This window comes from Paraburkholderia sp. SG-MS1 (assembly GCF_012275575.1).
GTDB lineage: Bacteria > Pseudomonadota > Gammaproteobacteria > Burkholderiales > Burkholderiaceae > Paraburkholderia.
In genome coordinates this window covers 34,681-58,848 of record NZ_NPIH01000281.1, presented here as the reverse complement: position 1 = coordinate 58,848, position 24,168 = coordinate 34,681, and the positions used below count along the sequence as shown (strand labels likewise).

Genomic DNA, 24,168 nt, shown 5'->3' with positions numbered 1-24,168 from the left:
GCGCACGAAGCAACCCGCGCATGCTCTCGAATCAGCACGGCTACGCCCGCACGTCGACGCGTTGGTGCACAATCCACGCCCCGGCGCGGGCGCCGTCAATGCAGTACGTAACGCATGACGACTCGCCGCGTCCTTTTTACCCACCCGTTCATCAAAGGATTCCATCATGGTTGAACTGCATACGAACCACGGCGTCATCAAACTCGAACTGGACGCTGAGAAAGCGCCGAAGTCGGTTGAGAACTTCCTCAACTACGTGAAGGCCGGCCACTACGACAACACGGTGTTCCACCGCGTGATCGACGGTTTCATGATCCAGGGCGGCGGTTTCGAACCCGGCATGAAGCAGAAGCCGACGGCCGAGCCGATCAACAACGAAGCGAACAACGGTCTGAAAAACGTCAACGGCTCGATCGCGATGGCGCGCACGAACGACCCGCATTCCGCGACGGCACAATTCTTCATCAACGTGAACGACAACGACTTCCTGAACCACTCGTCGCCGACGCCGCAGGGCTGGGGCTACGCGGTGTTCGGCAAGGTGGTCGACGGCATGGACGTGGTCGAGAAGATCAAGAAGGTCAAGACGGGTTCGAAGGGCTTCCATCAGGACGTGCCGGCCGACGACGTCGTGATCGAAAAGGCTGTGATCGTCGACTAGGCTCGACCCGCCGTCGACTCGTTCGAACTGAAATCAGGCACCTTCAATGCTGCAAGAGACGCCGCTGCGAAGCGTCGCCGCGGGCGTGCCTGGCGAGGGCCAACACCCGCGCGCCGCACGCCCGTTTTTTCTCCTCTCCGACATTCATTTGAGCGAGGCGATCCCGCATACGGTCGCCGCGTTCGAACATTTCATTCGCGTCACCGCCGAGCAGGCGGACTCGGTGTTCATACTCGGCGATCTGTTCGAGTACTGGGTCGGCGACGACATGCTGGTCGAGCCGTTCGTCGCACGTATTGCGGCGCTATTGCACACGCTGTCGGAGCGCGGCATCGCGCTCTACATCATGCACGGCAATCGCGATTTTCTGCTTGGCAAGCGCTTCATGAAAGCGGCCGGTGCGATCTGGCTGCCCGATCCGTTCGTGATCACGGCGTTCGGCATCCGTGTCGCGCTCGCTCATGGCGACGGTCTGTGCACCGCGGATCATGGCTACCAGATATTCCGGCGTTTCGCGCGCAACCGTTTCGCGCAGATGCTGTTTCTCGCGTCGCCGTTTCGCTGGCGCCAGAGGCTCGCCGAAAACATGCGCGCGAAGAGCGAGCATGGCCGCATGCGGCCCGTCTCGTCGAAGTATGACGTGACGCCGAAGGCCGTTGCCGCGCTGTTCGAGGCGTCGAAAACGGCGACGATCATCCATGGGCACACGCATCTGCCTGCGCGGCATCGCGAGCCGGGCGGCACGCGCTGGGTTCTGCCGGATTGGGATCTCGACCACGGCCCGCACCGCGGCGGGTACTTGCGGATCGATGCTGACGGGATTCGGGCGTTGCCGTTGGAATGAAGCGGGTAAAGTGAGTCGGCTGACTTCTGGCCGGTCTGATTTTGGGCCCACTGTCCTGCCGATCTACCTGAAGCCGACTGACGATTTACTTTACACCGCCCCGCCTGGCGACATGCTGATCCGGGAATGGCTGGCTAGCGATCGACTCGCTTGAAATGGGCTTGCCGGCTTTGCTGCCTGCGCGAAGCCCCGCCGTCTGAAACCGCCGTCAGAAAGCTCCGGCGCCGGCCACCCTTCAGCACGGCCAGCCCATTGGCGATTACCGCTGCGCCACCGCCCCTTCCTCTTTCCCCGCAATCGCCGCCGACAGACGCCGCAAATCGAGCAACGCCGCGTCCGCGCCCTGCAAGCCTTGCAGACCTTCGAGGCTCGTGCCCAGGCGCTCCAGCGCGTCGACGATTTCATCGATACGCTTCGATTGCGTGGCGGCATGATCGATCAGACCGTGAATCGCCAGCGACACCGGATCGTCCGCATTCGGCGTGATGCCGTATGCGCAGAATGCGCTGCGTTCGCTCGTTCGCTTCGCATCGCGCGCGGCGTCGTTGCCACCCGCGTTGGTGTTGCTCGCCGCCGTGGCTGCCGCCGCCGGCACGATGATCCGCGCCGGATTACCCACCGCCGTGCCGCGCGCGGGCACCGGTTTAGTCACCACCGCGTTCGAGCCGATCTTCGCGTCCGCGCCGATCGTGAAGCCGCCGAGCACCTTCGCGCCCGCGCCGACGATCACCCCGCGCTCGAGCGTCGGATGCCGTTTCGCGCCGCGCGTGAGCGACGTGCCGCCGAGCGTCACGCCCTGATAGATCGTGCAGTCGTCGCCGATCTGCGCGGTTTCGCCGATCACCACGCCCATGCCGTGATCGATGAACACGCGCCGCCCGAGCGTCGCGCCCGGATGGATCTCGATGCCGGTCATGAAGCGCGCCATCTGCGAGAGCCAACGCGCGAGCCAGCGGCGCTTCGCCTGCCAGCACGCATGCGCGAGCCGGTGCAGCACGAGTGCGTGCAGGCCCGGATAACACGTGAGCACTTCCCATGCACTGCGGGCGGCGGGGTCGCGCTCGCGGATCGTGGCGATGTCTTCGCGAAGTCTCGTGAACATGGCATGGACAGTGTGTTGTGGGAGAAGGACCGTCTGCGCGCTGCGACGCTGCTGCGTCACGCATGACGGCGATGCGGCCGCTTAGCACGGCCGCAGATTTAGTTAGAACGTTGCGGGGATTGTAGGTCGATTGCGAGAAACCTGCCGGAAGTCCACGCTGCCGGCAAGGTCGTCGGACGTAGACGGCTCAGGGCGCGTCGCCGCCGTCTCGCTTTGTCTTCAGCAGAATGTGTTTGGCGATGCCGCGCACGATGTTCACTTCCTCGCGCTCCAGCCCGGAGCGCGCGAAGAGCCGCCGCAAGCGGGACATCAGTTTTTTCGGATTGGCCGGATCGAGGAAGTCGAGGGCAACCAGCGCGCTCTCGAGATGCGTGAACATGCTTTCGATTTCGTCGCTCGCCGCGCGTGAGCCCGCCGGTTCGCCCTGCGTCGCCTGCCTCACGCTCGCCTGAGCGGCGGCCAGCGCGCGGGCTGTCGCGTCATCCCCGGACAGATACTCAGTGCGCAATTCGTACGCCAGAACCTGCACGGCCTGTGCGAGATTCAGCGAGCTGTAGGCCGGATTGGCCGGAATATGCGCGAGCGCGCTGCAGCGCTCGACGTCCTCGTTCGACAGACCCGTGCGCTCGTTGCCGAACACGAGCGCGATCTCGCCATGCACCGCCTGCTCATGCGCGAGCACGGCTGCGGCACGCGGTGTCCATTGCGGCGGACCGTATTCGCGCAGCCGCGCGGTCAGCGCCACCGACCAGTGCACGCCGACCAGTGCGTCGGCGAGCGCCGGCACGACGTGCGCGGATGCAAGCACGTCGTCCGCGCCGCTCGCCATCGCGATCGCTTCCGGATCGTTCTGCACATGCGGCACGCGCGGCGACACCAGCACGAGCCGCGAAAAGCCCATCGTCTTCAGCGCGCGCGCCGCCGCGCCGACGTTGCCGGGATGGCTGGGTTCGACGAGCACGAAGCGTGTCGAGGTGAAGCCGCCGCGCAGGTCGGCCACGGCGGGATCGGAGGAATGGTGGGTGTGGTCCACGATGGCACTCTGCAAGCTAAAGACGCGTATGGTAGCGCCAACCTCGGGCGGCCTCCGAATTGCCGCGATGCGGTACAGCGAATTCCGTACCGGAAGGCAAACGATGTGCGGGCGGTGCCACTCGTTCGCCGTCGCCATGCCGCTGTCGGCCGAAGGCAATGTCATCGCCCGCGGTCGCCAGGGAACCGGCCAGACAGTCTCCACGCAGAAGCGAAGACGCCATCCGTGGCACACATCGCGGTCGCCATGCCGCTGTCGGCATGGCACACTTTCACTGCGGCGTAGCAGCCATGCTGCCGATGAGGCAACCGCCTTGCAGAGGCGAAGCCTGCGCCAGACGTTTCCCACTCCGTCGCCACGGACGGGCCCTGCGGCTCTTCCACAGCGCCCCAAAGCGCCCGCCTGCCGCCGAATTCCCCGCCCCCAACGCGAACGCTGCCGCGTCGCCCGGAGTCGGGTAAAATACCAGGATTCGCGCCCGGTTTTAGCCCTTCGCTCAACCGGGCGCCTCGTTCTTATTCAATTCGTCTCCGTCGGCGGAATGCGCACCGGTCCTGTACCGGGCGAGCGTTCCGTGCTGTTTCCGCGCTTTTCGGGCGCCCAATCAGCGCAGGTTTAGCGCTCATTTACCGGTCAGCAGCCGTGCTGCCCCGGCACAAGGATCCGTCTCATGCATCCCATGCTTAATATCGCTGTGAAGGCCGCGCGCCGCGCAGCCCAGATTATCAACCGCGCGTCGCTCGACCTCGATCTGATCCAGGTCAGCAAGAAGCAGCACAACGATTTCGTCACGGAGGTCGACAAAGCGTCTGAAGCGGCGATCATCGACACGCTGAAGACCGCCTACCCCGATCACGCGATCCTCGCCGAAGAATCCGGCAAGTCGGATAACGAATCCGAGTACCAGTGGATCATCGATCCGCTCGACGGCACCACCAACTTCATCCACGGTTTTCCGTACTACTGCGTATCGATCGCGCTCGCGCACAAGGGCATCGTGACGCAAGCCGTGGTCTACGACCCGACCCGCAATGATCTGTACACCGCGTCGCGCGGCCGTGGCGCGTTCCTGAACGACCGCCGCATCCGCGTGGCCAAGCGCGACCGTCTCGCCGACGGCCTGATCGGCACCGGCTTCCCGTTCCGCGAAAAGGACGGCATCGAAGCGTACGGCCGCCAGTTCGCTGAAATGACCGAAGCCTGCGCGGGCTTGCGCCGTCCGGGCGCCGCCGCGCTCGATCTGGCGAACGTCGCCGCGGGCCGCATGGACGGCTTCTTCGAACAGGGCCTCAATGCGTGGGACGTCGCCGCGGGCAGCCTGCTGATCACGGAAGCCGGCGGTCTGGTCGGCAACTACACGGGCGACTCGGACTTCCTGCACGTCGGCGAAATTGTCGCGGGCAACCCGAAGATCTATGCGCAGATGATTCCGGTTCTGTCGCGTTACAGCCGCACGCGCGAGCAGTCGGCGTAAGGCCGGTTGTCGTGGGAAGGGCTGGCCTGAGTCGAGGTTGATTCAAACGCCTCGGGCCTTCATCACACTGGCACCCAAGCCGGCCCTCGGCGGCAGGTGGAACAAAAAGCGGCTTCGGCCGCTTTTTTGTTGGCGGCTCTGCATCGCATGAGCGTTCGTGCTACAAAGCGGGATGCCGCGCCGGCGCACTGCTTCGTCCGGCTGCATGTTGCATGTATCGCGCGTTTTTCTCTGCGCCCGCTTTGCGCCGCGCTTTTCAGCCCGAATTTGAGCCGCTCGCTAGCCCGCTTGTTGCTCTGCTTTTTATCAACGAGCGCGCAGCCTCCACTCCCCCTCATGAAAAAAGGCTTCTACACAATCATCGCGGCGCAGTTCATTTCGTCGCTCGCGGACAACGCCCTGTTGATCGCCGCCATCGCGCTGCTCTCCGTGATCCGCTCGGCCGCCTGGGTCACCCCGCTTCTGCAGATCTTTTTCACCGTCTCGTACGTGCTGCTCGCACCATTCGTCGGCGCATTCGCCGACTCGCTGCAAAAGCGCCACGTGATGTTCATCTCGAATGCGCTGAAGGCGAGCGGCTGCCTGATGATGATCGCAGGCGTTCATCCGATGATCGCCTACGGTGTGGTCGGCTTCGGCGCGGCCGCGTATTCGCCCGCCAAGTACGGCATCCTGACCGAACTGCTGCCGGCGGAAAAGCTCGTCAAGGCGAACGCGTGGCTCGAATCGGCGACGGTCCTGTCGACCATCGTCGGCACCATGGTGGGCGGCGCGCTGATCAGCACCTTCGCCGACAGATTCGTCGCGCATGCGCACCTGCCACTGATCCGCTCGGCCGCCGATCTGGCGATGTTCGCGGTGATGATCACCTACGCGATCGCCGCCGCGATCAACATGTTCATTCCCGATACCGGCGCACGTTATCCGAACCGTCTGTCAGAACCGACGAAGCTGGTCAGTGATTTCTATCACTGCTTCAACGTACTGTGGGCCGACAAACTCGCGCAGATCGCGCTGTGGGTCACCACGCTGATGTGGGGCGGCGCGGTGACGCTGCAATTGCTGGTGCTGAAATGGGCCAATGTGAACCTCGGGCTATCGCTGTCGAAGGCGGCGGTGATGCAAGGGGTGACGGGGCTCGGCATCGCGGTCGGCGCGGCCGCCGCGGCCGCGCTGATTCCGCTGCGCAAGTCGCTGCGGGTGCTGCCGGTCGGCATTCTGACCGGCGCGGTGGCGATCGCGATGGCCTTCTACAACAAGGACCTGTTCCCGCCGGGCGCGGGCATCCGGATCGGCTCGTACGTCGCGCCGTTCTACATCCTCCTCGCCTATCCGCTGATGATCCTGCTCGGCGCGCTCTCGGGCTTTTTCATCGTGCCGATGAATGCGATTCTTCAGCATCGCGGCGCGACGCTGCTGTCCGCGGGCCATTCGATCGCCGTGCAGAATTTCAACCAGAACCTCGCCGTGCTGCTGATGCTCGGCGCCTATGCGCTGCTGCTCACCGCGAAGATGCCGGCGCAATGGATCATCGTCGTGTTCGGCAGCTTCATCACGTTCATGATGTGGCTCGCCAAACGGCGCAGCGCGGCCAACGAGCGCACAGTGAACATGCGGGCGATGGCCGGGGAATGACGCCATGGCGGCGGCGAGCCGCGCGCCTTCGAGCGCGCACAACCCGCTGCGCCGCGCGTGACCGAACCACTGCGCGCATTGGCCATCCGGACAGGGTCCGCTCGCCGCGCCGGCAGGTTAAACTCACGCCCTGAACAGCTAACGCAAGAAGACACCGAGGATGGGCATTCAAACCGCAGCGGCCAACGACGTCGCACAACACACGCCGATGATGCAGCAGTATTTGCGCATCAAGGCGGAGCATCCGGGCACGCTGGTGTTCTACCGGATGGGCGACTTCTACGAACTCTTTTTCGAAGACGCGGAAAAAGCCTCGCGTCTGCTCGATCTGACGCTCACGCAACGGGGCGCGTCGGGTGGCAATCCGATCAAGATGGCGGGCGTGCCGCATCACGCGGTCGAGCAATACCTCGCGAAACTGGTGAAGCTCGGCGAATCCGTCGCGATTTGCGAGCAGATCGGCGACCCGGCCACATCGAAGGGCCCGGTCGAGCGCAAGGTGGTGCGCGTGGTCACGCCGGGCACGCTGACGGACGCTGCACTCCTGTCCGACAAGAGCGACGTCTATCTGCTCGCCATGTGCGTCGCGCACAACCGGCGCGGCGTCGCGACCAGCGTCGGCCTCGCGTGGCTGAATCTGGCGAGCGGCGCGCTGCGCCTCGCGGAAGTCGCGCCCGACCAGGTGGCGGCCGCGCTCGAACGGATTCGTCCCGCCGAAATTCTGGTCGCCGACACGCCTTCCGATTCCGCAAGCTGGACGCCGCCCGTGAACGCGAGTGCACTGACCCGCGTGCCGGTCTGGCATTTCGATATCGCCTCGGGCACGCAACGCCTGTGCGATCAGCTGGAAGTGGCGGGCCTCGACGGCTTCGGCGCGCATTCGCTGACCTGCGCGTGCGGCGCGGCCGGCGCTCTGCTGCTGTATGCGGCGTCCACGCAGGGACAGCAACTGCGCCACGTGCGCAGCCTGAAGGTTGAGTACGAATCGGAATATATCGGCCTCGATCCCGCCACGCGCCGCAACCTCGAACTCACCGAAACACTGCGCGGCACCGAATCGCCCACGCTGTGTTCGCTGCTCGACACCTGCTGCACGACCATGGGCAGCCGTCTGCTGCGTCACTGGCTGCATCATCCGCCGCGCGAGTTCGCAGTGGCGCAGGCGCGTCAGCAGGCGATCGGCGCATTGCTCGACGCGCTGCCGGGCGCCGACGTCGACACGCTGCGCGGCGCGTTGCGCAAGATTTCGGATATCGAACGCATCACGGGCCGGCTCGCCCTGCTGTCGGCGCGGCCGCGCGATCTGTCCAGTCTGCGCGACACCTTCATCGCACTGCCCGAACTGCGGGCGCAACTCGCGGCCGTGTCGTCGAATGCGGATTCGCTCGCGCGCATCGATGCGTCGCTCGAACCGCCACAAGCCTGCGTCGACCTGCTCACGCGTGCGATCGCGCAGGAGCCCGCGGCGATGGTGCGCGACGGTGGCGTGATCGCGCGAGGCTACGACGCGGAACTCGACGAACTTCGTGATATTTCGGAGAACTGTGGACAGTTCCTGATCGACCTCGAAACGCGTGAGCGCACGCGTACCGGGATCGGCAATCTGCGCGTCGAATACAACAAAGTGCACGGCTTCTATATCGAAGTCACGCGCGGCCAGACCGACAAGGTGCCCGACGACTATCGCCGCCGTCAGACGCTGAAAAACGCCGAACGCTACATCACGCCGGAGCTGAAGACCTTCGAGGACAAGGCGCTGTCCGCCCAGGAGCGCGCACTTGCGCGCGAACGTTCGCTGTACGACGCACTGCTGCAAACGCTGCTGCCCTTCATTCCGGATTGCCAGCGGGTCGCCTCGGCGCTCGCCGAACTCGATCTGCTCGCCGCCTTCGCCGAGCGCGCCCGCGCGCTCGACTTGGTGGCACCGACGTTTTCGCCGGACTCCGGCATCGAGATCGAACAGGGACGGCACCCGGTCGTCGAGGCGCAGGTCGAGCAGTTCATCGCCAACGACTGCACGCTTACGCCCGAGCGCAAGCTACTGCTGATCACCGGCCCGAACATGGGCGGTAAATCGACCTTCATGCGCCAGACCGCGTTGATCGCCCTGCTCGCGTACGTGGGCAGCTATGTGCCGGCGCGGCGCGCGGCGTTCGGGCCGATCGACCGCATCTTCACGCGCATTGGCGCAGCCGACGACCTGGCCGGCGGCCGCTCGACCTTCATGGTCGAGATGACCGAGGCCGCCGCGATCCTGAACGACGCCACGCCGCACAGTCTCGTGCTGATGGATGAAATCGGCCGTGGCACCTCGACGTTCGACGGGCTCGCGCTGGCGTGGGCCATCGCGCGGCATCTGCTCGCGCACAATGGGTGCCATACGCTGTTCGCTACGCATTACTTCGAACTGACGCAGTTGCCGGCCGAGTTTTCGCATGCGGCCAACGTGCACCTGTCGGCGGTCGAACATGGGCACGGCATCGTGTTCCTGCACGCGGTCAGCGAAGGTCCAGCCAATCAGAGCTACGGTCTGCAAGTCGCGCAGCTCGCCGGCGTGCCGAACGTGGTGATTCGCGCGGCGCGCAAGCATCTTGCCCATCTCGAACAGCAGTCGGCGGCGCAGCCCGCGCCGCAACTCGATCTGTTCGCAGCGCCCATGCCGATGCTGGCCGAAGACGCGGACGATGATGAACACAGGTCCGCGCAGGCGCCTGCCTCGCCCGCCATGCAGGCGCTCGTCGAACGTTTGCGCGGCATCGACCCCAACGATCTGCGCCCGCGCGAAGCACTCGAGCTGCTGTACGAGCTGCACGAACTGGCCGCCGCGCCGGATGCGGATCATTGACGTACACAGGCCCTCGCAGCGCCCGCGCGGAATTCGCGCGGCGCCGACTTTCGCTTTCGCGTTGATCGGCGCTCTCGCGGGTTGTCTGTCTCTCGCGGGACTCTTCGCGTTCGCCACGCCTGCCTACGCCGCGGCCCCGCGCTTCACCTTCGCGGTCATCGCCGACACGATGCACGGCCCCGCCGACGAAGCCGCGACGCAACGGCTGATCGAGGCGATCAACCGCGAGCGCGACGTGTCGTTCATCGTCTACAACGGCAATCTGAAGGGGCCGAAAGAAGCCTGTCGCGATGCGCTCTACGAGCGCCGACACACGCTGCTCGAAACTTCGCGCATCCCTCTCTTCTTCATTCCGGGTCAGCATGACTGGGTCGATTGCGGCACGGCCGAGGCCGGCGGTTTCGATCCGGTCGAACGGCTCGACTTACTGCGTCAGACTCTGTTCGCCGATGCGACGTCGATGGGCCAGAACCCGATCGCGTTGACGCGGGAAAGCGAAGTCTCGCGCTTTCGGCCGTTTCGCGAAAACGTGCGCTGGTTATCGAACGACACATCGGGCGACAAAGATGACATCGTGTTCGTGGGTCTGAATGCGCCGGGCCCGAACAATCACTATCTGACCGCGGGCGGCCGCAACGGTGAATTCGAAGACCGGGTCATCGCCAACGCCTTCTGGCTCGAACACGCCGGTGAATACGCGAAACGCCGCGACGCGCGCGCGATCGTCGTTTTCCTTCAGGGCGACTTCGATCCGGAGCGTTACGAACGCCCCGACCGTTTCGCGTGGCTGCGCTTTGCGCACAGCCCTCGCCGCGACGGCTTCCTGGAATTCAAACGCAGCCTCGTCAAGCTCGCGCAGATTTTCCACGGCCCCATATTGGTGATACACGAGGACGACGAACGCGCCAACGGCGGCTTCGTGATCGATCAGCCGCTACGCAACGACAAGGGGATGCTGGTGACGAATCTCACGCGAGTCGCGCTTGCGCCGCATGATCGTCTTAACCAGTGGATTCAGATTGAAGCGGAACCCGGCAGAAAACCGCCATTCCGTGTGAGTGCGCGCGATGTGCCGAAGCATATGCCAATGCCCACGGCGCAACCGGCGTCGCCACGTGAGGAACCGGCTGCTTCGATGCCGGCGGTACCGGCACTGGGACCGGCATCAGAATTACCGCCGCTACTGCAGGCACCCGGCGAGCCGCAACCGGATCAAGTGCCACGCCTGCCGGCCGATCAGGGCGGCGGCGGATACGGCCCGGCAATGTCGGCGCCGCCCGCCCCGGCCTCCGCACCGCACACGCCCGGCGCCTCATCAGGCTCGAGCGTGCCCGGCGGCGTGCCGGCAAGTTCAGTGCAGGGTGGGCCCTGATTTGTCTTCATCTTCCTCGTCGTCTTCGTCGAGGATTTCAAGGCCGTCAGCGCCATGCGCGTGCTCGTGCTGGATTTCGTCTTCGGTGGCCGGGCGCACGTCTTTCACGGTCAGCGCGAAACGCAGCGCCATGCCCGCAAGGGGATGGTTGCCGTCGAGCACGACCTTGTCTTCCGCGACTTCGGTCACCACGTAGACGAGCGAATCGAGATCTTCGTCGCCTTCTTCCGGCGTGCCTTCGAATTGCATGCCGACTTCGAGCGGTTCCGGGAAGCGATCGCGCGGCTCGATCTTCACGAGATCGGCATCGTACTCGCCGAACGCGTCTTGCGGTTCGAGCTGGATCTGAGTCTCGAAGCCGGCCTCGTGGCCGTCGAGCTCTTCCTCGATCTTGGGGAACGTGCCATCATAGCCGCCGTGCAGATAGACCATCGGCTCGTCGCTTTCCTCAATCAGATTGCCCTGCGCATCCGATAGCTTGTAAGCGACCGACACGACGGTGTTCTTTGCGATTTTCATTCGATTCTCCAGAATACAACTCACATTATACGATGCCTAAGCGGCCCACAGACCACCCGGCCGATGCAGCTTCGGCACGCAATTCGTCGCCAGCTTCAAAGCCGGCGCTGCCCGTTCTTCCGCCCTCGCCTGACACGCCGACTGCCTTGCTCGGCAATTTGAGTCCGTCGCAATTCATGCGCCGCTACTGGCAAAAAAAGCCGTTGCTGATTCGCCAGGCGATTCCGAACGTCGAGGCGCCGCTCTCACGCGACGAATTCTTCGAGCTGGCCGATCAGGACGAAGTCGAGGCGCGCCTGATCACCCACTTCCGCAATAAATGGCAGCTCGAACACGGTCCATTCGCGCCCGATGAACTGCCCTCGGTGAAGCAGCGCGCCTGGACGCTGCTCGTGCAGGGGGTGGATCTTTATGACGATCGCGCACGCGCGTTGCTCGACCGCTTCCGCTTCGTGCCGGACGCGCGTCTCGACGACCTGATGATCTCGTACGCAACCGACGGCGGCGGCGTAGGCCCCCACTTCGATTCCTACGATGTGTTTCTTTTGCAAGTAAAAGGCAAGCGCCGCTGGCGCATCAGCTCACAGAAAGATCTGACCTTGCAGACCGGCCTGCCTTTGAAAGTTTTACAGAATTTCCAGGCTGAGGAAGAATGGCTCCTGGAGCCCGGCGACATGCTGTATTTGCCACCGCATATCGCGCATGACGGCATCGCGGAAGGCGAATGCATGACATGCTCGATCGGCTTTCGCGCCCCTGCCGCGAGCGAGCTGACCGCGCAGTTCCTCTACCATCTGGCCGAGCGCGGAGAATCGGGGGGCAAGATGGGCGCGCTTTATCGCGATCCGCAGCAGCCTGCCGTCGACCGGCCTGCGGAACTGCCGGCGGCGCTGGTCGAGAGGGTTGGCGCAATCCTTGCTGGCATCAAATGGAAAGAGCAGGATATTGCGTCGTTCCTTGGCACCTATCTCAGCGAACCGAAGCCGAGTGTCGTGTTTGATCCGCCGCAAAGGCCGCTCAACGAAACCCGTTTTATCAGTCAGGCGGTCAAGTGCGGCCTGCGCCTCGACCGCAAGACTAATCTGTTGTACAACCGCCGTTTTTTCTTCGTAAATGGAGAAGAAATGTCATTTGACGGCGCGAAAAAATGGCTGTTTGATCTCGCGGATCACCGGTGCTTGAGTGCGAAACGCTTTGTAACACTCTCACACGATTCGTCGGTGACAGCACTGCTGCACGAGTGGTATTGTGCGGGCTGGATACAAGTGGGCGAGCTTGTGTAACTCTGCCCGCCTGCTATATACCGTACTGTTGAAATTTTGTATGAGAAAGACAACGTATTGACCCCGGATTTATCGACTGTCAGTACGAAAGTGCATATAATTTCCGCCCAAGCCGTAGGGAAGATTCCAGCTCGTCGAAAGAGCGTCTCCACCAGCGGCCCAGGTCGGTGTTGGAGCACATTACCGGTTTTATTTTGCGCTGTTGCTTACCTTTAAACCATAAAAGGACGTGATCATGAAGAAATCCCTCCTCGTAGCATCCCTGTTGGCAGCTGTGGCACTGGCTGCATGCAACAAGAGCAACGATCAGGCCGCTGCCCCGGCTAGCGACGCTGCTGCTGCCTCGGCACCGGCTGCTGCTGCAGCTTCGGATTCGGCTGCTGCTGCGAGCGACGCTGCTGCTTCGGCTACGGCTGCTGCCTCGGATGCAGGCGCTGCTGCTTCGGACGCAGGCGCTGCTGCTTCGGCTGCTGCTCCGGCTTCGGCTGCAAGCAACTAAGCTGTAGCTTAGGGCTCGCCTTCAGGCGAAAACCGCACCGCGAAGTCTTGCCGATTTCGCGGGTGGTAAAGCAAAACGCCACGGATTCACATCCGTGGCGTTTTGCCATTCAGACGCCGTTTTTCAACGGCGGTTCGACACACACGCGCCCTATTGAATCCGCGTCGAATTCTCTTCGAAGAACTCGCGCACCACCTCGATCTCGCGTGTGCGCTTGAACGGCGGCAGGCTCTGCCAGATACGACGTCCATACGGCTTGTCGACAAGACGCGTGTCGCAGATCATCAGCACGCCGCGATCGGTCTCCGCACGAATCAGACGGCCTGCACCCTGCTTCAGCGTGATCACGGCCTGCGGCAGCTGATGCACGGCGAACGGGCTCAAGCCTTTCTTCGTCAACGCATCGAGCCGCGCCGACAGCACCGGATCGTCGGGCGGCGCAAACGGCAGCTTGTCGATCACCACCAGCGACAGCGCGTCACCCCGCACGTCCACTCCTTCCCAGAAGCTCTGGCTACCCACCAGAATCGCATTGCCGTACGAGCGGAAGCGCTCGAGCAACTCGGTGCGGCTCGCATCGCCCTGCACGAGCAGCGGATAGTTCCAGCCGCGCGCTTCGATCGTATCGCGCAACTTCGCCGAGATGCGATCCACCGCGCGCAGCGTTGTGCACAGCATGAAGACGCCGCCGCCCGAGGCTTCGATCGCGGGCAACGCGGCGTCGAACACGGCGTCGGTAAACATCGGGGAGGAAGGCTGCGGTAAGTTGCGTGGCACGTACAAAAGGCCCTGCGTCGAATAGTCGAATGGACTGGGCAGCGTCATCGAGCGCTTGGCGTTCAGGCCCATCTGCGCGGCGTAGTGCGTGAAGTCGCCGCGCACCGACAACGTCGCCGACGTGAAGATCCACGCGCGCGGCACACCGGCGCGCTGCTTCGCGAAGATCGGCGCGACCGACAGCGGCGTCTCGTGCAACTGCACGGTATGGGAGAAGACTTCGATCCAGCGCACCTTTTCGTTCGGGTCCGCGCGCTCGGCGTTGCCGTCGTTCGACGCGCCCTGCTGTGCGTGCGCAGCATTGCGTTCGGTCGCAGTGGGCGGTGTCGTCCATCCGGCCAGCACGCCCTGCAATTCGCGCGCGCGACGCAGGCACGCGCCGATCGACTCGGCGCGCTCGGCCTGCCCCGCCAACGCGGTGGCCAAGGCGTCGAGTTCGGTTTCGAGCGTTTCGAGCGCGGGGAACAGCGGATGATCGTCGGGCAACTGACCAATCGACAAACGCACCGAGTCTTCCTTGAATGCCAGCCGCACATCGCGCGCCGCGCGCTCGAGCGTCGCGCCGAGCTTGACCCAATCGACCGTTTCGCGCGCATGGCCCAGACCTTCGGCGACCGAATCGCGCGCGAGCTCGAGAAACTGCGTGGTTGACAGCGTCTCGCCGAAGAACAACGTCGCGGTCTCGGGCAGTTGATGCGCTTCGTCGAAGATGACGGTGTTCGCGGTGGGCAGCAGTTCCGCCATGCCCGTGTCGCGCAACATGATGTCGGCGAAAAACAGGTGATGGTTGACCACCACGATATCGGCCTGCTGCGCTTCGCGGCGCGCCTGCATCACGAAGCAGTCCTTGTAATGCGGACACTCCTGGCCAAGACAGTTTTCGCGCGTCGACGTGACCATCGACCACACCGCCGCCGTCTCCGGCACGCTCGCGAGTTCAGCCTTGTCGCCGGTGCGCGTGATCTTCGCGAAGCGCACGATATCCTGCAGATACGAGGTTTCCTGGCGTGACGGCAAACGGCCGTTGTCCGCGGTGCGCTGCAGATAGTAGTGGCACAGGTAATTGGCGCGCCCCTTGAGCATCGCGACCGACACCGGCACCGCGAGCGCGTCGCGCACGGTCGGAATGTCGCGCTGGAAGAGCTGGTCCTGCAAGTGCTTGGTGCCGGTCGAGACGATCACCTTGCCGCCCCACAGCATGGCCGGCACGAGGTACGCATAGGTCTTGCCGGTACCCGTGCCCGCTTCGACGATCAGCGTGTTTTCACTGCCGTCGAGGCCGCCCGATCCGGCGTTTTCAGAGGCGTCGGCTGCGGCCTCGGCGCCGGCGGCACCGGTCGTTTGCAGACGCCGTGCGGGACGCTTCTGCGCCTCGAACATCGCGGGCTCGGGCATCGCGCGGCCCGACGCTTCCATCGCTGCGGCGACCGCGCGCGACATTTCGATCTGCGAGGCCCGCGAGCGATAGCCATCGATCTGCCGGGCCAGCAGGCCGTCATCGGCAAAGATCTGATCCAGTTCGGCGACGCGCCGCGGATTCAACGACGCGCTCAGCGCGGACGCGGCAGGACGCGGCGCCGGCGTGCCGGTGGCTGCGTCGTCGCCCGGCGTGCGCCGGGATGAAGTTTCAAGCGGTGAATTCAAGGCAAGCATTCCTGCAAAGTCCGGCTCGCGCGGCGCGCGCCCGGCGCCTGCCAGGCCGCGAACTCAGGCGCGTGCGTCCGGTTCGAGCTGCAATTGCAGCAAGATGATGGTGTCCTTGACTTTGAGTTTGCGCTTTTTCAGGCGCTGCAACTCGAAGTCGTCGATGCCGGGCTCATCCGACATTCGGTCGATCAACCGGTCGAGCCCACTGTGCTCCGATTCCAGTTGCAGAATCCGGTCGCGAAGTGTGTCCGCGTTGATGACGTGGTGATGATCGCGCATGCTCGCCTCCTCCCTTCTGCGGCGCGGTCTGCGCGCGCAGACCGACGCCTGAGGTTGCTGTCCGGCTCAAAACGCGTTACGGCGACTACGACTACGGTCCTGGCCAGAACCCGCCAGGACCCACTACAGCACATTTACTGTTGCTGCTGTTGCTGTTTTTGCTGCTCTTCGAGTTGCTCCTGCTTCAACTGGTCTTGCCGTTTCTGCTCGGCCTTCTCGGTCGCCTGCTTCTGACGCGCTTCCACATCGGCCCTGTGCTGAGCGGCATCGGCCTGCTTTTTCTCGAAGCTCTGCTGCTTCTCAACGCGCTCCTGCGCCTTCTGCGCGCCCTGCTGACGCGCTTCCTCGAGCTTGCGCTGGTAGTCGGACTGCTTCTGATCGTAGGCCCGCTGATTGGCCGCCGCCTGCGACGGACTGATGCCGCGCTGCGCCTGATCGATCGCATGCTGGCGCTGCTTGTCCTCGTAGGCCTGCGCGTTGGCCGCGCGTTGCGGCGCTTCGGCGCCGCGTTGTGCCTGATCGATCGCGTGCTGACGCTGCTTGTCCTGGTAAGCCTGTTCGTTGCGCGCATCTTCGGCGGCACGCTGCGGCGCATCCGCTTCGTTGCGGGCGCGGCGCAACGCGGCGCGTTCGTCGCGCGCGCGCGCGCGTTGCGCACGCTGCTCGCCGTCGAGCGCGAGCTGCTCCTTGCGAATCTCCGCCTGCACCGCACGCATGCTGTCGCGCGCCAGGTTCAGGCAGTGATTGACGAAGAACCGGCTATAGCAGTCATGCTGCGCGACGCCGTAGGTGTAGTTGTTCTCGTCGCTGCGCTGATCCAGCGCGCGTTGCCGCGCTTCGAACGAGTTGTCCGGAGCGGCCGACGAGTTGTCAGGAGCGGCCGCGTCGCTCGCGCTATCGGCACTTCCCGCGCTGTCGGTGTCCGCGTCGCCGGTCGGCTCCTGGTCCTGCACGGTCGTTGCTGCTGCCGGCGCTACAGTCCCGCCGGACACCGCCGGGCTGTTGCCCGCCGACGCTGGCGTTTGCGCCGCGACCGGTGTTGCCGACACGGCTAGCGCGGCCACCATCACACACGATGCGCACGATACGGCGAACAGCCGCTGCGCGATGACAGTGGGCCCAAGCGCGGACCGCGCCGCCGACAGCAGCGAGGTGAGAGACAAACGCGGCAAAAACAGCGGCGATTCGGGCAATACCGGCGACAAATCCGGTGACAGGCGAGAGACCAAGCGAAAGCCCAGGCGGTTGAGGGACAAGGAGATTGGCAACGTCGTAGAGGGTCAGCGGAACATGCCCGAAATTCTATCACCCTGCGGTTGAGCCCTTTGGCATTTATGGCAAAATGCCCCGCTCCAGCAACCTGGTCGCAGCGCACACGCCCGGCGTGTCCCAACGCCGTCAGCGCGCGGCCCCTGACTGAGTCCGCAGGAACACCAAGACCTTATGACGGAAACCGTAGCACTCAAGATCGTACAGCGCATCGCCGCCGAACTGTCCGTCCAGCCGCGCCAGGTCGCGGCCGCGGTGCAACTTCTCGACGAAGGAGCGACTGTTCCGTTCATCGCCCGCTATCGTAAGGAAGTGACCGACAATCTCGACGACACGCAACTGCGCAATCTCGAGGAACGCCTGCTGTATCTGCGCGAGCTGGAAGACCGGCGCGCCGCGATCATCACGAGCATCGACGAACAGGGCAAACTCACCGACGAGCTGCGTACCGCGCTTGAAGGCGCCGACAGCAAGCAGGTGCTGGAAGATCTGTACCTTCCGTATAAGCCGAAGCGCCGCACGCGCGCGCAGATCGCGCGCGAAGCCGGTCTGCAGCCGCTCGCCGACGCGCTGCTGGCCAATCCGCTGCTCGATCCGCAAACCGAAGCCGCCGCGTACGTGGACGCCGAGAAAGGCGTCGCCGACGTCAAGGCCGCACTCGACGGCGCGCGCGACATCCTCTCCGAACAGTTCGGCGAAACGGCCGAACTGCTCGGCAAGCTGCGCGACTACCTGTTCAACCAGGGCGTGGTGTCGTCGAAAGTGGTTGAGGGGAAGAAGAACGCGGAAGAAGAGAAATTCCGCGACTACTACGATTACGCGGAGACCATCCGCACGGTGCCGTCGCATCGCGCGCTGGCGCTGTTCCGCGGCCGCAATGCGGGCGTGCTGATGGTCAAGCTGGGCCTCGGCGAAGAGCTCGACGCGCAGGTGCCGCATCCGGGCGAAGCGCTGATCGCGCGTCACTTCGGCATCGCGAATCAGAACCGCCCGGCCGACAAGTGGCTCTCCGACGTGTGCCGCTGGTGCTGGCGTGTGAAGGTGCAGCCGCACATCGAAAACGAACTGCTGACGAATCTGCGCGACGAAGCCGAACACGAAGCAATCCGCGTATTCGCGCGCAATCTGAAGGACCTGCTGCTGGCCGCACCGGCTGGCCCGAAGGCCGTGATCGGTCTCGATCCTGGTATGCGCACTGGCGTGAAAGTCGCAGTGGTCGACCGGACCGGCAAGGTGCTCGCCACCGACGTGATCTATCCGCACGAGCCGCGCCGCGACTGGGACGGTTCGATCGCGAAACTCGCGCGCCTCTGCGCGCAGACGCAGGCCGAGCTGATCAGCATCGGCAACGGCACGGCGTCGCGTGAAACGGACAAGCTTGCGAGCGAGCTGATCGCGCGTCATCCGGAATTCAAGCTGCAGAAGATCGTCGTGTCCGAAGCGGGCGCGTCGGTGTACTCGGCCTCCGAACTCGCGGCGAAGGAATTCCCCGGAATGGACGTGTCGCTGCGCGGCGCGGTGTCGATTGCGCGCCGCCTGCAGGACCCGCTCGCGGAACTCGTGAAGATCGAGCCGAAGGCGATCGGCGTCGGCCAGTATCAGCACGACGTGAATCAGCGTGAACTGGCCCGCTCGCTCGACGCGGTGGTCGAAGACTGCGTGAACGCGGTCGGCGTCGATGCGAACACCGCGTCGGTCGCGCTGCTCGCGCGCGTGTCGGGCCTGAACGCGACGCTCGCGCGCAACATCGTCGACTATCGCGATGCGAACGGTCCGTTCCCGTCGCGCGAGCATCTGCGCAAGGTGCCGCGTCTCGGCGACAAAACCTTCGAACAGGCCGCCGGCTTCCTGCGCATCAACAACGGCGAGAATCCGCTCGACCGCTCGTCGGTGCACCCGGAAGCGTATCCGGTCGTCGAACGGATGCTCGCGAAAATCAGCAAGCACGTCGGCGAAGTGCTCGGCAATCGTGACGCGCTGCGCGGGCTGTCGCCGGCGGAATTCGTCGACGAACGTTTCGGTCTGCCGACCGTGCGCGACATTCTGCTCGAACTCGAAAAGCCGGGCCGCGATCCGCGCCCCGAGTTCAAGACCGCGACGTTCCGCGAAGGCGTCGAGAAGGTCAGCGATCTGACGCCGGGCATGGTGCTCGAAGGAGTGGTGACGAACGTGGCGGCGTTCGGTGCGTTCATCGACATCGGCGTGCATCAGGATGGTCTCGTGCACGTGTCGGCGATGTCGACGAAGTTCATCAAGGACCCGCACGAAGTCGTCAAGGCCGGCCAGATCGTCAAGGTGAAAGTGCTCGAAGTCGACGTGAAACGCCAGCGCATCGCGCTGACCATGCGTCTGGACGACGAGTTCGGCGCGGTCGCGGCACGCAGCAGCGGTGGCGCACAGCAGGATCGCGGCGGTGCCGGCCGCTCAGGTAGCGCGGGGCGAGGCGCGTCGCAGCAACGCTCGCGCGAACCGGAACCGGGTGGTGCGATGGCTGCGGCGTTCGCAAAACTCAAGCAAAAGTAAGCGCATCGGCTACGCGCGTGGCCGGTATGTTGGCCCGTTCACGCGTTGGCCTACGCATGCCTTTCGTTTGCACGTGCGCACGTTCATCGCCTGAGTGCTCGCGCGGCAAGTAAGCCGATGCAGCAACGAAGCCCTTGAAGACATCAAGACAAAAAGCCCACGCAATCGCGTGGGCTTTCTGTTTTCGCGCGCCGTCGTACGAAGCGCACGGCAACCCGCTGTGACCGTACTCAGATTTCGATCTTGGTCCCCAACTCCACCACCCGGTTGGCCGGAATGCTGAAGAAGTCCGTCGGCTTCGCGGCGTTCTGATGCATCCATGCGAACACACGCTCGCGCCACACCGACATGCCCGGCAGTTGCGTCGGTACCACCGTTTCGCGAGCAAGGAAGAACGACGTGTCCATCAACTCGAAGGTCATGTCGTGCGTGCGGCCGACTTCGAGCAGCACCGCTTTTACATCGGGGGTCTCGTTGAAGCCGTACGCCGCCTTCACGAGATACAGACCACCGTCGATGTCCTTGACCGTCACGCGCTCCGCGTCGTTCACGTATGGAATGTCGCGCGTCACGAAGGTCAGGAAGATCGTGCGTTCATGCAGCACCTTGTTGTGCTTCAGGTTGTGCAGCAGGCTCACCGGTACCAGCGTATCGCTGCCGGTCAGATAGATCGCCGTCCCCGACACGCGATGCGGCGGATGCGCGAGCAGCCCCTGCAGGAACGGCATTAGCGGAATACCGTCGGCGGCCGTGCGCTCCTTGACGATCATCCTGCCCTTGAACCAGGTCATCAGCAGGAAGAACAGCAGCGCGCCGATACCGAGCGGCAGCCAGCCACCCTCCTCGACCTTCAGCAGATTCGCGCCGAAAAAGCCCAGGTCGATCGTCATGAACACGCCGATGATCAACGCCACCAGCAGCTTGTTCCAGTTCCACACGTTCACCATCACGACGCAGGCGAGGATCGTCGTGATGACCATCGTGGCCGTCACTGCGATACCGTACGCGGCGGCGAGGTTGTCCGAGCTCTTGAAGGCAATCACGATGCACAGGATGATGAACAGCAGCATCCAGTTCACGACCGGCACATAAATCTGGCCGATCGCCAGCTCCGAGGTGTGCAGGATCTTCATGCGCGGCACGTAGCCGAGCTGGATCGCCTGGCTCGTCAGCGAATACGCGCCGGAGATCACGGCCTGCGATGCTATCACGGTCGCCACCGTCGACAGCACGACGAGCGGCAGCAACGCCCAGTCAGGAGCAAGCAGGAAGAACGGATTTTCGATGGCCTTCGGGTCGTGCATCAGCAGCGCGCCCTGGCCGAAGTAGTTCAGCACCAGCGACGGCATCACCAGCAGATACCACGCCATGCGGATCGGTTTCGCGCCGAAGTGGCCCATGTCGGCATACAGCGCTTCGGCGCCGGTCAGTACCAGCACGACCGAGCCGAGCACCACATAGGCCTGCAGCACGTGCGCGGCCATGAACGAGTACGCGTAATACGGGTTTAGCGCGCGGATCACGTTGGGCGACTGCCCGATATGCCAGAGGCCGAGCGCGGCGAGCACGACGAACCACACCACCATGATCGGGCCGAACAGGCGGCCGACCATCGCCGTGCCATGCCGCTGAATCCAGAACAGCAGAATCAGGATCGCAATCGTCAGCGGCAGCACCAGATGTGACAGATGGGGCGCGGCAATCTCCAGACCCTCGACCGCCGAGATCACCGAAATGGCCGGCGTAATCACCGCATCGCCATAGAACATGCAGGCGCCGAAGATGCCGAGCATGACGAGCAGGCCGGCCATTTTCGACTTCTCGTCGAGCGAGCGCAGCGCCAGCGCCATCAGCGCGAGCACGCCGCCCTCGCCGTTATTGTCCGCGCGCATCACGAACAGCACGTACTTGACGCCGACCACGATCATGATCGCCCAGAACAGCAGTGAGATCACGCCGAGAATCGATTGCTCGGTCAGCGGAATACCGTGCGACGGGCTGAATGCCTCTTTCAACGAATACAACGGGCTCGTGCCGATATCGCCGAACACCACTCCGATCGCGGCAATCGCGAGGGAAGGCAGTGGCTGTTTGTGCACGTGATTGTTATCTGTCATAGACGCGAGGAATCCGTTCCCTGAGCGGAAAAAACGACCGCTATTCTAAACTGCCCGCCTGACACCGCCCTGCTTGTTGTGGATACACCACGTGGATAGTCCGCGCAGTGTAGCACTGCGTTTTGCACGCGTCTGCCGGGTCGGCCCTCTCGCCGGCACCGGTATCACGTGGATTGCGAAGTACATTCGAGCCGCGCGCAGACGCTGTCGATGCGCAAAAAAAAACGGAGCCCATACGGGCTCCGCTTTGCGGGCACTGCGGTGCAAACGACGCGACGGTTAATGCGCCGGAAGTCCACATCACTCTCCCGACGACTCCTGCGCCTGCGCGACACCGCGCTTGATCCATGCGCCAAGATTGTGCGGACGAACCGTGTCCCACTCCTCGAACGGTTGATGAATCCAAGGATTGGTGGGCAGATACTGCACGTGGTAGTCGGGTTTCACCTTCGAGCAGCCCTTGTACCAGAGCACGGCCGAGCGCACCGCGGTGATCGCCGGATAGCGTTCTTTCAGATGCTGCTGAACCCGCGCCAGCGTGACGCCCGAGTCGACCAGGTCGTCGACGAGCAGCACGTTGCCGTGCAGTTCGCCGCGCGTCATCGTGATGTATTGAGCGATGTCGAGTTCGCCCTGCTCTGTGCCGGCCGCTTCGCGATACGAGCTGGTGGCGAGAATTGCCAGCGGCAGATCGTAGATGCGCGAGAGTTGGTCGCCCACGCGCAGGCCGCCACGCGCGAGGCACAGAATCTGGTCGAATTTCCAGCCCGATTCGTGCACGTCGAGCGCCAGCAACTCGATCAGCCGGTGATACTCGTCCCAGCCGACCCACAGGTTCTTGTCGTCATTGCGTGGATCTTTCATCGCGATCATGGGTACACCTTGAACCATGGCTTAAACCTTGAACGGATGACGTAGCAGAATGGTCTCGTCGCGATCCGGGCCGGTCGACACCATGTCGATCGGAATGCCTGCGACTTCCTGCACACGCGACAGATAGGCGCGCGCATTGGCCGGCAGCTTGTCCCATTCCTTGATGCCGACGGTGCTTTCCTTCCACCCCGCGAAGGTTTCGTACACCGGCACGCAACGCGCGACTTCCGACGAGCCACGCGGCAGCAGATCGACATTTTTGCCGTCGACCGTGTAGCCGACGCATAGCTTCACTTCGTCGAGGCCGTCGAGCACGTCGAGCTTGGTCATGCACAGACCCGACACGCCGTTGATCTGGATCGAGCGACGCAGCGCGGCGACGTCGAGCCAGCCGGTGCGGCGCGGACGGCCAGTGACCGAGCCGAATTCCTTGCCGACGGTAGCCAGTTCGAGGCCAATCGCCTCCTGACGCGCGGCGTTGTCCGCGTCGTACAGTTCGCTCGGGAACGGGCCCGAACCGACGCGCGTGCAATACGCCTTGGTGATGCCGAGAATGTAGTTCAGCTTTTGCGGACCGACGCCCGCGCCCGCGGTCGCCGCACCTGCCACGCAGTTGCTCGACGTGACGAACGGATAGGTACCGTGGTCAATGTCGAGCAGCGTGCCTTGCGCGCCTTCGAACAGCAGATTGCTGCCGGCGGCATTCGCGTCGTACAGACGGCGCGAGACATCCGTGACCATCGGCTTCAGACGGTCGGCGTAGCCCAGCATCGTGTCGAGTGTTTGCTGGAAGTCGACAGCGGCGACACCCAGATATTGCGTGAGCACGAAGTTGTGATAGTCGAGGTTTTCGCGCAGCCGTTCGGCGAACGTTGCCGGCTCGAACAGGTCCTGCACGCGCAAGCCGCGGCGTGCCACCTTGTCTTCGTAGGCCGGGCCGATGCCGCGGCCGGTCGTGCCGATCTTGCCCGCGCCACGGCGCGCTTCGCGGCCCTGGTCGATGGCGATGTGATACGGCAGGATCAGCGTGGTGGCTTCGGAAATGAACAGGCGGTTCTGAACGTCGACGCCGGCGGCTTCGAGTTCACCGATTTCCTTGAACAGCGCTTCGGGCGACAACACGACGCCATTGCCGATATAGCATGCGACGCCGGGATGCATGATGCCCGACGGAATCAGGCGCAAGATGGTTTTCTTGCCCCCGATGATGAGCGTGTGACCGGCATTGTGACCGCCCTGGAAGCGAACGACGCCTTGAGCGTGGTCCGTCAGCCAGTCGACGATCTTGCCCTTGCCCTCATCACCCCACTGGGTTCCCACGACGACGACGTTACGCCCGGGGTTCACATTCACTGCGCTGGCAGACATGTTGTTTCGTAAGCTGGTTAAAAACGTATTCTACCTAGGTTCGCGGAA

General features: G+C 63.9%; 18 protein-coding genes. 9 read left to right on the top strand and 9 right to left on the bottom strand.

Annotation, left to right across the window (positions count from 1 at the left end; all coding sequences use genetic code 11):
* Positions 1 to 166 precede the first annotated feature (166 nt).
* Both CIC12_RS30400 and CIC12_RS30395 read left to right on the top strand, forming a co-directional pair.
* The gene (locus tag CIC12_RS30400) at positions 167 to 661 is read left to right on the top strand and encodes a peptidylprolyl isomerase (RefSeq protein WP_168669883.1); all 495 of its coding nucleotides are present in this window, start codon (positions 167 to 169) and stop codon (positions 659 to 661) included.
* A gap of 46 nt (positions 662 to 707) precedes the next feature.
* Positions 708 to 1,505, top strand: a complete 798-nt coding sequence (locus CIC12_RS30395) for a UDP-2,3-diacylglucosamine diphosphatase (RefSeq protein ID WP_168669881.1) — start codon at positions 708 to 710, stop codon at positions 1,503 to 1,505.
* Positions 1,506 to 1,764: 259 nt separating this feature from the next.
* Here CIC12_RS30395 and cysE read toward each other — a convergent pair whose 3' ends face one another.
* Both cysE and CIC12_RS30385 read right to left on the bottom strand, forming a co-directional pair.
* Positions 1,765 to 2,607, bottom strand: a complete 843-nt coding sequence (gene cysE, locus CIC12_RS30390; RefSeq protein WP_168669879.1) for a serine O-acetyltransferase — start codon at positions 2,605 to 2,607, stop codon at positions 1,765 to 1,767.
* Between the two features lie 187 nt (positions 2,608 to 2,794).
* Positions 2,795 to 3,640 carry a TrmJ/YjtD family RNA methyltransferase gene (locus CIC12_RS30385; protein WP_168669877.1) on the bottom strand — a complete coding sequence of 282 codons (846 nt, stop codon included), beginning with the start codon at positions 3,638 to 3,640 and terminating at the stop codon, positions 2,795 to 2,797.
* A 670-nt stretch (positions 3,641 to 4,310) separates the two neighbouring features.
* Between CIC12_RS30385 and CIC12_RS30380 the strand changes: the two genes are divergently transcribed.
* The 4 genes from CIC12_RS30380 (at position 4,311) to CIC12_RS30365 (ending at position 10,966) form a co-directional block, all read left to right on the top strand.
* A complete protein-coding gene (locus CIC12_RS30380) occupies positions 4,311 to 5,114 on the top strand; it encodes an inositol monophosphatase family protein (RefSeq protein ID WP_168669875.1) in 804 nt (267 codons plus the stop codon).
* A 336-nt stretch (positions 5,115 to 5,450) separates the two neighbouring features.
* On the top strand, positions 5,451 to 6,749 hold the full coding sequence (lplT, locus tag CIC12_RS30375) for a lysophospholipid transporter LplT (protein ID WP_168669874.1): 1,299 nt from the start codon (positions 5,451 to 5,453) through the stop codon (positions 6,747 to 6,749).
* Between the two features lie 160 nt (positions 6,750 to 6,909).
* The gene (gene mutS, locus CIC12_RS30370; RefSeq protein ID WP_168669873.1) at positions 6,910 to 9,594 is read left to right on the top strand and encodes a DNA mismatch repair protein MutS; all 2,685 of its coding nucleotides are present in this window, start codon (positions 6,910 to 6,912) and stop codon (positions 9,592 to 9,594) included.
* Complete coding sequence (locus CIC12_RS30365) at positions 9,581 to 10,966, top strand: metallophosphoesterase (protein ID WP_168669872.1); 1,386 nt, start codon at positions 9,581 to 9,583, stop codon at positions 10,964 to 10,966. Before mutS ends, CIC12_RS30365 begins: the two co-directional genes overlap by 14 nt.
* Here CIC12_RS30365 and CIC12_RS30360 read toward each other — a convergent pair.
* A complete protein-coding gene (locus tag CIC12_RS30360) occupies positions 10,946 to 11,485 on the bottom strand; it encodes an FKBP-type peptidyl-prolyl cis-trans isomerase (protein ID WP_121317423.1) in 540 nt (179 codons plus the stop codon). The genes CIC12_RS30365 and CIC12_RS30360 overlap by 21 nt on opposite strands.
* A gap of 32 nt (positions 11,486 to 11,517) precedes the next feature.
* Here CIC12_RS30360 and CIC12_RS30355 point away from each other — a divergent pair, with 32 nt between their 5' ends.
* On the top strand, positions 11,518 to 12,768 hold the full coding sequence (locus CIC12_RS30355; RefSeq protein WP_168669871.1) for a JmjC domain-containing protein: 1,251 nt from the start codon (positions 11,518 to 11,520) through the stop codon (positions 12,766 to 12,768).
* Positions 12,769 to 13,003: 235 nt separating this feature from the next.
* Positions 13,004 to 13,267: a hypothetical protein gene (locus CIC12_RS33485; protein ID WP_168669870.1), complete on the top strand. Its 264-nt coding sequence runs from the start codon at positions 13,004 to 13,006 to the stop codon at positions 13,265 to 13,267.
* A gap of 150 nt (positions 13,268 to 13,417) precedes the next feature.
* On the opposite strand, the gene CIC12_RS30345 is transcribed toward CIC12_RS33485, so the two are convergent.
* The 3 genes from CIC12_RS30345 to CIC12_RS30335 all read right to left on the bottom strand — a co-directional run bounded on the left by CIC12_RS30345 (position 13,418) and on the right by CIC12_RS30335 (position 17,199).
* A complete protein-coding gene (locus CIC12_RS30345; protein WP_168669869.1) occupies positions 13,418 to 15,688 on the bottom strand; it encodes an ATP-dependent DNA helicase in 2,271 nt (756 codons plus the stop codon).
* 63 nt (positions 15,689 to 15,751) lie between these two features.
* Positions 15,752 to 15,970 (bottom strand): DUF465 domain-containing protein, encoded by a 219-nt coding sequence (locus CIC12_RS30340; RefSeq protein ID WP_042322843.1) that lies wholly within the window; start codon positions 15,968 to 15,970, stop codon positions 15,752 to 15,754.
* A 134-nt stretch (positions 15,971 to 16,104) separates the two neighbouring features.
* Positions 16,105 to 17,199 (bottom strand): hypothetical protein, encoded by a 1,095-nt coding sequence (locus CIC12_RS30335; RefSeq protein ID WP_446728054.1) that lies wholly within the window; start codon positions 17,197 to 17,199, stop codon positions 16,105 to 16,107.
* Positions 17,200 to 17,413: 214 nt separating this feature from the next.
* Between CIC12_RS30335 and CIC12_RS30330 the strand changes: the two genes are divergently transcribed.
* Positions 17,414 to 19,762 carry a Tex family protein gene (locus CIC12_RS30330; protein WP_168669868.1) on the top strand — a complete coding sequence of 783 codons (2,349 nt, stop codon included), beginning with the start codon at positions 17,414 to 17,416 and terminating at the stop codon, positions 19,760 to 19,762.
* A 230-nt stretch (positions 19,763 to 19,992) separates the two neighbouring features.
* Here the strand turns inward: CIC12_RS30330 and CIC12_RS30325 are convergent, their stop codons facing one another.
* The 3 genes from CIC12_RS30325 to CIC12_RS30315 form a co-directional block, all read right to left on the bottom strand.
* The gene (locus CIC12_RS30325; RefSeq protein WP_168669866.1) at positions 19,993 to 21,879 is read right to left on the bottom strand and encodes a potassium transporter Kup; all 1,887 of its coding nucleotides are present in this window, start codon (positions 21,877 to 21,879) and stop codon (positions 19,993 to 19,995) included.
* A gap of 300 nt (positions 21,880 to 22,179) precedes the next feature.
* Entirely contained in the window at positions 22,180 to 22,770 is a 591-nt protein-coding gene (locus tag CIC12_RS30320; RefSeq protein WP_168669864.1) for a phosphoribosyltransferase, read from the bottom strand.
* Positions 22,771 to 22,773: 3 nt separating this feature from the next.
* Complete coding sequence (locus tag CIC12_RS30315) at positions 22,774 to 24,120, bottom strand: adenylosuccinate synthase (protein WP_168669862.1); 1,347 nt, start codon at positions 24,118 to 24,120, stop codon at positions 22,774 to 22,776.
* Between the last annotated feature and the right edge of the window lie 48 nt (positions 24,121 to 24,168).